Source organism: Thermovenabulum gondwanense, assembly GCF_001601575.1.
Classification (GTDB): domain Bacteria; phylum Bacillota; class Thermosediminibacteria; order Thermosediminibacterales; family Thermosediminibacteraceae; genus Thermovenabulum; species Thermovenabulum gondwanense.
The window spans coordinates 1-3,129 of sequence record NZ_LOHZ01000011.1 but is presented as its reverse complement, the minus strand read 5'-3'; the positions used below and the strand labels follow the sequence as shown (position 1 = coordinate 3,129).

The 3,129-nt window shown below is 40.3% G+C and carries 3 protein-coding genes; all 3 read right to left on the bottom strand.

Features of this window, described 5'->3' with window-relative positions:
* Positions 1-261 precede the first annotated feature (261 nt).
* Complete coding sequence (locus tag ATZ99_RS00095) at positions 262-1,497, bottom strand: uroporphyrinogen decarboxylase family protein (RefSeq protein ID WP_068747225.1); 1,236 nt, start codon at positions 1,495-1,497, stop codon at positions 262-264.
* A 99-nt stretch (positions 1,498-1,596) separates the two neighbouring features.
* Positions 1,597-2,871: an MFS transporter gene (locus ATZ99_RS00090; RefSeq protein WP_068747224.1), complete on the bottom strand. Its 1,275-nt coding sequence runs from the start codon at positions 2,869-2,871 to the stop codon at positions 1,597-1,599.
* Between the two features lie 129 nt (positions 2,872-3,000).
* Complete coding sequence (locus ATZ99_RS12260) at positions 3,001-3,120, bottom strand: hypothetical protein (RefSeq protein ID WP_342669095.1); 120 nt, start codon at positions 3,118-3,120, stop codon at positions 3,001-3,003.
* Positions 3,121-3,129: the final 9 nt, after the last annotated feature.

The window sequence follows — 3,129 nt, the reverse complement described above, 5'->3', positions numbered from 1 at the left end:
CAGGTCTCCAGCAGTTTCTTAGCATCCCCTCCTCCTTCTAAATACTCCTTTGCCATCGATACTGCTCCTTCTTCGTCCATGTCCACTATGCGGTTAAAAAGTTCCTCTAACATCTTTTATTCCCCCTTTTTGTTTTATTTAATAAAATCTTTAAAAACATTAAAATCTTCTTTTTTATTTTTATATACCACCTCCCCGTAAATTTTCAAAAAGCAATACTTCATTTAATTGTCGAAATCTTTTTGTATACTTAAAGACAAATTAGTATTTGCCGTATTTTTCTACCGCTTCGATAAGAGCAGAAATATTTTCTAAAGGAGTATCCTTGGGAGCAATTCCTACGCTGGGAGCAAGTATAAACCCTCCCCCGGGCTTTACCTCATCCAGTAAGTTTTTCACATAAGCATCTATTTTTTCCGGTGTCCCGCTCACTATTAAACTAACAGGAACACCTCCCATTACACAGGTATGCCCTTCTAAAAGTTTTTTTGCTTTCCTTACATCGGTTTTTTCAAAATATGCTATCCCCCAGCCTTTTGGAAGCTCGAGAATGGTTTCCAAATGAGCATCGTGGCGTCCTTCAAAAAACACAAAGGATTTAATCCCTTCATCTAAGAATCTCAGTATAACTTCCTTTAAATACGGCCAGTAAAATTCCTTATAAAGCTTTGGCGAAAGGTATTCGTTCAGATGAAGGGGGATAAAGGCCAATTTAACCCCAATGGATTTAGATGCTAACCCTGCCTGCATTATGGGTTCGATCAACGCTTTGCACGCCATTTTTACTTTTTCGGGATACCTTTTTAAGTCGAGCATTAGATTCACTTCATCCCTCAGACCATCACCAATCAAATCTAAAGGCGCGTACCCAAGGGTAAAAGGTATGGAAGGAAAGCCGAGTTCTTCTAAATCCCTGGTTACTCCCAGGACAAAGGCGAAAAGTCTTTGGGATTCAATCCCGAGCCTGACCATTGCTGTCATAGCTTTTTGCGGTGTTTCAAGATTTCTGCAAACCCTTGGCAATATTGTTTCCGCAAGGAATGTAACAGGATCTTCAATCAGCTGATCGTATTCTTCAGGCTGCATAAAAGTTCCACCGATGAACTGGGGAGAGCAAACCACATCCAGTTCCCTGCCCGGATACCTGGTGCATTTATCTGCGAGTATATCGTGTACCGTACCGTAAAGAGCAGCGCCGGTAGCCATTACCACATCCGGGTATTCAGCAAAAGCAAAGGATAGCGGGGGTATGCCTACTCCCGTAAAACCGGCAGCAAAGGACCAGTCACAGGGAAAATCCTTATGGAATTTAACTATGGCTTCGCGGGTTTTTTCATAGTCAAAACAATATTCATACTGGGTAATTCCCGCATAGGCAGCTATAACATCGCCGCCCACACCGGAATAGGGGACTCTGTCTGGCTCCTCAAGGTTGATCGCAGCTTCAATCCTCGCAAGTCGCTCCTTCGCAAGTTCTTCTGCCGTCTTGAAAGCCATTCTAACACCCCCATTTCAAAATTTTTAATCCTTAAGGAAATTTTTTCCCACCTCCCCTTTGCAACTCTTCATTTTTAACCGTCAATTTTCCCTTTCATCCTAATCAACTTCCTTAATAATTGGCTCTTCCCTAATAAATAATATTGCTGCTAACCCTGCTATTGTCAGGATAATTTGAACATTAATGGCCAAAAGGAAACTGTTTAAATTGTACCCTCCGCCCCTGTTTATCAAATACCCCCAAAGCTGGGTCATCAATCCTCCTCCGACTACCGATGTAAACAGGCCGTTAAGGCCGCCGGCCGAGGCAATGTACTTTTGCCCCGCCAGAATTCTCGACAATGCGGTGTTACAATTTATTACACAGGAAGTGGTAAAGCTAAATCCTCCATAAATTATGTACAGCATAAATACCGGAATATTTTTTAATGTTAATACCAGCAGGACGAGAAAGAATATGGTTAACGAATGAGCAAGGATGTTTATAATTTTAGGGCCATATTTTGTAGCTAAATACCCCGCCGCAAAGGCACCTAAAAGGGTGCAGAAAGTTCCCGTAAGCAATATATTGGCCGCTGTTACCGTATCAATTTTCAGAACCTGTTTTAAAAATACCCCGCCCCAGCTTAAAAATAAAACTGAGTAAGTAGACATGTTTATTATTGAAAACAAAATAAACAGCCAAAACTGATTATTTCTAACAAGAAGATTTATTCCGTTTAACGGATTGGAAACCTTTACGGGCTTTCCTTCAATATTGTTAACCTTTTCATAGGGATTGTCTATTATATAATTGAAAACACAAAATGTAATGACTATAGATAAAATTGTTAAAATTACAAAGCTGTTACCCCATCCAAATCTTAAAAGCATTAAAGCCAGTGGCGTTGTAGCGAGCATTGCTCCCGATCTTCCTATTGCTGTGATAGAACTGTTCACATAGGCAAACCTTTCCTTACTCTCCCACAACGCAATTAGCTTTATTACACCGGGCACCGTAGCAGAAAAACCCAATGCCAGTATGGCCCTCCCAAAAAGTAGACCGGTGAAGCTATCTTTAAAAATCACAAATAATAACGAACCTGTAGTTATTAAAGTGTAAGAAAGGGTCAGGGTTTTTTTGGGACCGATATAGTCTACCAGTATTCCCATCGGTAGCGATGCAAAAGCTGCAACGTACATAGATACTGCAGAAAATAAGCCCGCCCGGACGGATGAAAGTTTAAATTTTTCCACCAGATAAGGTATAATAATAGCTCCCGATTCGTTAAAAAACATGGTAAATATAAAAGCCAGGCTTACTATAAGGTATACATTCCTTTTAATTTCCGTATACCTTGCGCCTACTCCTTCCGCCTTTTCTGTTTTTATCATTTTTACCGTCCTTTCTCTAATCCTTACTTAAATTTTCCTGCGTGGTTTCATTTTCTAATTGTTCTATATATTAATACTGTTTGGAAAAACTTTTTATGACTATATATGTATATACACTTTAGAATATTTTTAAGCATTATGAACTGATTCTCCGTGAACATCGTGAACGGCTTCCATTAAAGCTTCGCTGAAGGTGGGATGGGAATGCACCACCCGGGAAAACTCTTTTACCTTTACTCCGCAGGCCATCGCAAGGGC

Excerpts from the sequence above, each read along its gene's own strand:
- ATZ99_RS12260 (WP_342669095.1), bottom strand. The coding sequence starts at position 3,120 with ATGGCCTGCGGAGTAAAGGTAAAAGAGTTTTCCCGGGTGGTGCATTCC.
- ATZ99_RS00090 (WP_068747224.1), bottom strand. The coding sequence starts at position 2,871 with ATGATAAAAACAGAAAAGGCGGAAGGAGTAGGCGCAAGGTATACGGAA.
- ATZ99_RS00095 (WP_068747225.1), bottom strand. The coding sequence starts at position 1,497 with ATGGCTTTCAAGACGGCAGAAGAACTTGCGAAGGAGCGACTTGCGAGG.